At 36.8% G+C, this 6,572-nt stretch carries 5 protein-coding genes; all 5 read left to right on the top strand.

Annotated elements, in window-relative coordinates:
• The first annotated feature begins 557 nt into the window (after positions 1 to 557).
• On the top strand, positions 558 to 815 hold the full coding sequence (locus V6255_RS15465; protein WP_341628973.1) for an OadG family transporter subunit: 258 nt from the start codon (positions 558 to 560) through the stop codon (positions 813 to 815).
• A gap of 32 nt (positions 816 to 847) precedes the next feature.
• Complete coding sequence (gene oadA, locus V6255_RS15460) at positions 848 to 2,638, top strand: sodium-extruding oxaloacetate decarboxylase subunit alpha (protein WP_341628972.1); 1,791 nt, start codon at positions 848 to 850, stop codon at positions 2,636 to 2,638.
• 22 nt (positions 2,639 to 2,660) lie between these two features.
• Positions 2,661 to 3,779 carry a sodium ion-translocating decarboxylase subunit beta gene (locus V6255_RS15455; protein ID WP_425355937.1) on the top strand — a complete coding sequence of 373 codons (1,119 nt, stop codon included), beginning with the start codon at positions 2,661 to 2,663 and terminating at the stop codon, positions 3,777 to 3,779.
• A 177-nt stretch (positions 3,780 to 3,956) separates the two neighbouring features.
• Entirely contained in the window at positions 3,957 to 4,370 is a 414-nt protein-coding gene (locus V6255_RS15450; RefSeq protein WP_341628970.1) for a YqaA family protein, read from the top strand.
• Between the two features lie 510 nt (positions 4,371 to 4,880).
• The gene (gene gshA / locus V6255_RS15445) at positions 4,881 to 6,458 is read left to right on the top strand and encodes a glutamate--cysteine ligase (protein WP_341628969.1); all 1,578 of its coding nucleotides are present in this window, start codon (positions 4,881 to 4,883) and stop codon (positions 6,456 to 6,458) included.
• Positions 6,459 to 6,572: the final 114 nt, after the last annotated feature.

The raw sequence follows: 6,572 nt of genomic DNA, 5'->3' as shown, positions 1-6,572 counted from the left end.
GTACCTGGCTACGAACCAGGCGGTCAGGGGTTCGAATCCCTTCACCCGCACCATTTCTTTATTTTCTATTTTATCTTCTACTTTTTATTGTTAGTCATTTTCTTGTTTTTAAATTTTAATTCATTAATTTAGAATAAATATTCAAATTTTGTTTTATTTTTCGTTTAATTAAATCTTTCTTCTGCATAAATAATCAAAGCTAACACCCTTGCTATACCTGCATGGATTGGTCTTTGCCATTGTTTTATCCACTGCCTTAATTTTAAATATAAACTCTGCAAACTAGGTCAACTTCCATTTCTTTCATTTTATAGCCCAAACCAGTACAATAGGCATCTGCGAAACATTATTCTACTAATAACTATATATATTAAAGGGTTATTGATCAAAGTAGATTGATGGTTGATGTTTATTATTTACATGGTTTTAATCGTGATAGGTATTCAAAGCTTGCAACTTTGCAACTTGTTAAATATATATTGAATTTGAATAAATATTCATTTTTATGTGTCGATTACAGGTTGTCATGAGCATTTAGAAAAGGAAAGGATACATTTATGGATATTTCAGGGTCTTTAGTTACCGCGTTAACGTTACTGGGTCTCGGCATGGCATTTGTTTATATGTTTTTAGGGCTACTCTTTATTTGTATTAACCTAATGGCAAAATATATTCCTGCGGATAAACCCGTTATTACCCCTCAACGCAAAACCGCTGCAGCATCTAAAGCAGCTGGTCAAGCACAAGTAAGCCCTCAAGTTATTGCCGCTATCACAAGCGCAGTGCAACAATACCGTAAAGCACAAACAGTATGATGGATAAAGAATTAATAAAGGAGCAAGTGAATATGTCTAAGCCTCTCGCAATCACCGAAGTTGTTTTACGTGATGCACACCAATCATTATTTGCAACGCGCATGCGTATTGACGATATGTTACCCATCGCAGAGAAATTAGATAAAGTAGGCTACTGGTCTTTAGAGACTTGGGGCGGCGCTACTTTTGATTCATGTATTCGTTATTTAGGTGAAGATCCTTGGGATCGTATTCGCGCTTTAAAAGCGGCGATGCCAAACACACCACAACAAATGCTGTTAAGAGCGCAAAACCTATTAGGTTACCGTCATTATGCTGATGATGTTGTTCAAAAGTTTATTGAACGTGCTCATACCAACGGTGTAGATGTATTCCGTATTTTTGATGCAATGAATGATGTACGTAACTTTGAAACAGCGATTAAGTCTGCTATCGACGTCGGTGCTCATGCACAAGGTACTATCTCTTATACGACTAGCCCTGTTCATACTATTGATGGCTGGGTTGATATGGCAAAACGCATGGAAGACATGGGTTCACATTCAATTTGTATTAAAGATATGGCTGGTTTATTAAAACCGTATGTTGCAGAAGAGTTAGTCACTAAAATTAAAGCGTGTACTAATATCCCATTAGCTTTGCATTGTCATGCGACAACAGGTCTAAGTGTTGCGACTCAGCAAAAAGCGATTGATGCGGGTGTTGATATTATTGATACTGCTATTTCATCAATGAGTATGACATACGGTCATTCACCAACGGAAACATTGGTTTCTATTGTTGAAGGTACACCACGTGATACTGGATTAGATTTACATAAGCTTGAAGAAATTTCTTCTTACTTCCGTGAAGTACGTAAAAAATACGTGAAATTTGAAGGTGAATTGAAAGGTGTTGATCCACGTATCTTGTTAGCACAAGTACCGGGTGGCATGTTAACTAATATGGAAAGCCAACTTAAACAGCAAGGTGCTGGCGATAAGATGGATGAAGTATTAAAAGAGATCCCGCGTGTTCGTGAAGATCTTGGTTTTATTCCTTTAGTAACACCTACTTCTCAAATCGTTGGTACACAAGCTGTAATCAATGTATTGATGGGCGAGCGCTACAAAAATATAACTAAAGAAACCGCAGGTGTATTAAAAGGCGAATATGGTGCAGCTCCTGCTCCTGTTAATGCTGAATTACAAGCAAAAGTATTAGATGGGGCTGAGGCAATTACTTGTCGTCCTGCTGATAACATTGCTCCAGAAATGGCGGCTATTGAAGCTGAGCTTAAAAAGTTAGCAGCCGAGAAAGATATTAAGCTTGCTGAGAACGAAATTGATGATGCACTTATTTATGCATTATTCCCTGAGATTGGACTTAAATTCTTAGAAAATCGTAATAATCCTGATGCATTTGAGCCAGTACCAAGTGAAGATGATATGAAAGTAGCTGCACCATCAAACAAGGAACCTGAATCATACTCAGTGTCAGTTGATGGCCAGTTATATAATGTACAAGTAGGCCCTGAAGGTAGTATCGATGGTATTACACCAATTCAAGCTGCCGGCCAAGTCAATGCAACGGTTTCAGCTAATGTTGCTGCTCCTGCTGCTAGCGCTGAAGGTGAAGATGTACCAGCTCCTTTAGCGGGTAACATCTTTAAAGTGCTTGTTAACAATGGTGATTACGTCGATGAAGGTGATGTACTACTGATCATGGAAGCGATGAAAATGGAAACTGAAATTCGTGCTCCAAAATCAGGCACAGTACAAGCTGTTAATACTAGAGAGGGTGATGCTGTTAATGTTGGTGAATCACTGTTCGTAATAGGTTAAGGAAGATAACGTGAATGGATTAATGACCCTGTGGGCTGATACGGGAATTGCAAATTTCGAATGGCCTGAGCTAGTGATGATGGCTGTCGGTGGTTTGCTATTATATTTAGCAATCGTACGTAAGTTTGAGCCTCTTTTATTATTACCAATTGGGTTTGGCGCTATTTTAGCGAATATTCCTAATGCTGGTTTTAATGATGAAGGCGGTATGCTTTATTACATTTACCATATTGGTATTGAAACGGGGATTTTTCCGTTGATTATCTTTATGGGAGTGGGCGCATTAACAGACTTTGGTGCGTTGATTGCTAACCCTAAAACGTTGTTTTTAGGCGCAGCAGCTCAGTTTGGTATTTTTGCAACATTATTTGGTGCCATTCTATTAAACCTAGTACCTGGTTTTGAGTTTACTCTGGCTGATGCTTCTGCTATTGCCATCATTGGTGGTGCAGATGGGCCAACCGCTATTTTCTTAGCCTCTAAATTAGCCCCTGACTTGTTAGGTGCAATTGCCGTCGCTGCTTATTCATATATGGCGTTAGTGCCAATTATCCAACCGCCAATTATGCGTGCATTAACGACGCAAGCTGAGCGTGAGATAAAAATGGAGCAGTTGCGTCCAGTCAGTAAAAAAGAAAAAATCATTTTTCCTCTCGCTGTTTTATTTATGACAATTTTGTTCTTACCGGCAGCAACACCGCTAGTAGGTATGTTTTGTTTAGGTAATTTAATGCGTGAGTCTGGTGTGGTTGATCGCTTAAGCTCAACTGCTCAAAATGAGTTGATTAATATAGTGACTATCTTCTTAGGTTTAGGTGTTGGTTCTAAATTATCTGCAGATAAGTTCTTGAACTTAGAAACGTTAGGTATTTTAGGGTTAGGCGCTATTGCTTTCTCTATTGGTACTGCATCTGGTGTGATCATGGCAAAAATTATGGGGCGCTTCTCTAAGAGTCCTATTAATCCATTGATCGGGGCTGCAGGTGTGTCAGCTGTACCTATGGCTGCGCGTGTTGCTAATAAAGTAGGCCTTGAAGCTAACCCGCATAACTTCCTCTTAATGCATGCAATGGGCCCGAATGTGGCTGGTGTATTAGGTAGTGCTGTTGCTGCTGGTGTGTTGTTGGCTATTGTTGGTTAAATAGTTAAAGAATAACTTTACTCTTCTTTATTAAGGCCGCTTTTTAGTGGCCTTTTTTATGGCTAGCTTTTACTATTTATTTTTGAAGTTTAGCCTTGAAACATGGCTTTGATATTTAGCTTTAAACCCTATTTTTATGGCATTACCTATGGAGCAAGCCTTTTATGAGGTTAAGTAATGAATGATTATTGGCTGTTGTTTAGCAGCGCCTTTATTTCATCGACACTCTTTCCTGGTGGGTCAGAGGTATTATTTGTTTATTACCTTAAACAACAATTTTCATTAAAGTGGGGATTTTTGTTAGTGGCTATTATTGGTAATAGTTTAGGATCTATTGTCACTTACTTACTAGGTTTCTATGTTCATTTTGGTCAAGAAAAAGCAGCTATGAAGTACCCTAAAACTTTATTATTTTGTAAAAAATGGGGCAACGTTGCGCTGTTATTAAGTTGGTTACCTATTGTTGGTGATGTTATTTGCTTGTTTGCTGGATGGCTTAAATTACCCAAAACGACTGCATTTATTAATATTGTTATTGGCAAAAGTTTACGCTACCTATTTTTACTCGCCTTAGTTGCATTATGGCCATAGCAGAGTCGGTAACATGTAATACCGATTACATTAAATAAGTGATCTAAATTTTGCGCAGGAAAAATGACTTAGTTTAAGGCGTAAATTGAGCCTTTCGAAGATTAACTTCGTTAATCGTCTATCGGAGAATTAACCAAAAGATGTTAATTCTTTAATGGTTGTTCCATTTACGAAATTTACAACGAAGAAATAAGTTATTTTAACAAGTAAAATAGATCAGTTAATTAGTGTGATTGGTATAATACTAAGTTATATCTATATTTTGATGCTCAGCGTTTAGAATGCTTATCAATATTTAAAATAATAATAGAGAAAGTAAGTTATTTATAAACGGTCTATTTCAATGTTTTATTGATGAAATTTAAATACATTTTATTGGAAGTTATTCATTCAACTATTTAAACTTTGTTTAAAGTCTAAAAATATGAGGTGTTTCTATTAAATCCTTATTTAGTTCAACGAAGTTCGGTGGTAGAGTTAGCCCTCTGAAAACTACTCTGGGGCTTACTTTTGGCTAAAAACTTTCAACAACGCATTCATTTCCTTAACCAACATCCTGAAAGTCTCACTGAATTTGGGCGTGGTATTGAACGAGAAACATTACGCGTAAATGTAGATGGTAAACTATCTCAAGAAGCACATCCTAGTGCTTATGGTAAAGCCCTTACACATACTTCAATTACCACTGACTTTGCTGAAAGCTTATTAGAGTTTATTACACCTGTTGCCAATAGCGTTGATCAGCTTTTTGATTACCTGAATGACATTCATCACCATGTTGTATTGAATTTACCTAGTGAGCAATATTTGTGGCCAATGAGTATGCCTTGTTATGTGCAAAGTGAAGATCATGTCGAGCTTGCACAGTTTGGAACATCTAACATTGGTAAAATGAAAACCACTTACCGCCAAGGTTTGAAAAACCGTTACGGCAGTATGATGCAAATTATTTCTGGTGTGCATTATAACTTCTCATTACCTGCTAGTTTTTGGGATACTTGGAGCGAATTGCATGATTCACCATTAACGGGGAAAGAAGCTCAGTCTGCTGGTTACATGGGCTTAATTCGAAACTACTTACGTTATGGTTGGGTGATTCCTTATTTATTTGGCGCTTCTCCTGCGATTTGTAAGTCATTTTTGCAAGGCAAAGAAACTAAATTACCTTTTGAAACTACGGGTTCAGGAACTATTTATTTACCTTATGCAACTTCATTACGTCTTAGTGACTTAGGTTACACAAGTAGCTCTCAATCAGATTTGAATATTTGTTATAATAACTTAGATTCATATTTAGACAGTGTTCGCGTTGCTTTATCTAAAAAAGATCCTAAATTTACTGAAATGGGGATTGTTAAAGACGGTGAATACGTACAGCTTAATGACAATATTTTGCAGATTGAAAATGAGCTATATGCTTCTATCCGTGCCAAACGAGTTCAAAAAAGCAATGAAACACCCTCTCAAGCATTAAAAGCACGTGGTATTGAATATATTGAAATTCGTTCTTTAGATGTTAATCCATTTTGTAAGCTGGGCATTACTAAAGAACAAGTTCATTTCTTAGACTTATTCTTAACTTGGTGTGCAAGTGTCGAATCTCCTGAATTGTCACAACAAGAGTATAAAGCTTGTGCTGATAACTTCAGTCAAGTGGTAACTCGTGGTCGTGACCCGAAATTAACACTAACCATTGCAGAACAAACTAATGACGTGGCTGGTTGGGGTAAGTGGTTAAATACACAACTTGCTGACATGGCTATTTTATTAGACAAAAATAGTGAAGATGATTGTTATCAAAATGCAATGAAACATATTAGCCCGCGTTTCGAGCATTCGGAAAACACTAGCTCAGCACGTATCCTAAATCGTATTATAAACGCTCAAGGGGATAATGGTTCTTTAGCATTAGAACTGAGTAAGCAATATAAAACAGAGTTAGAAGATCAATCTTATACAATTTGGTCTGATCAAGTATTTGCAGAACAAAAATTACAATCAATCGATAAACAAAAGCAAATTGAAGCAGCGGATAAACTAACATTCCCTGACTTTTTAGCTGATTATTTTGAAAATGCTAAAAAATAATAAAGTTAACGTTGTTAGCTAGTATTATTGATTAACAGTGCTTATTTATTTTTCAAGTCTTTAAAAATACACCATGGTTATTGCTACCAATAACCAATGGTGTTGTATCTATTC

Source organism: Psychromonas arctica, assembly GCF_038155225.1.
Lineage (GTDB): Bacteria > Pseudomonadota > Gammaproteobacteria > Enterobacterales > Psychromonadaceae > Psychromonas > Psychromonas arctica_B.
This window is presented reverse-complemented; position numbering and strand designations above follow the sequence as displayed.

What these genes read in the sequence shown, in the direction of transcription:
- oadA (WP_341628972.1), top strand. Translation starts at nt 848, where the DNA reads ATGTCTAAGCCTCTCGCAATCACCGAAGTTGTTTTACGTGATGCACAC.
- V6255_RS15465 (WP_341628973.1), top strand. Translation starts at nt 558, where the DNA reads ATGGATATTTCAGGGTCTTTAGTTACCGCGTTAACGTTACTGGGTCTC.
- V6255_RS15450 (WP_341628970.1), top strand. Translation starts at nt 3,957, where the DNA reads ATGAATGATTATTGGCTGTTGTTTAGCAGCGCCTTTATTTCATCGACA.
- V6255_RS15455 (WP_425355937.1), top strand. Translation starts at nt 2,661, where the DNA reads ATGACCCTGTGGGCTGATACGGGAATTGCAAATTTCGAATGGCCTGAG.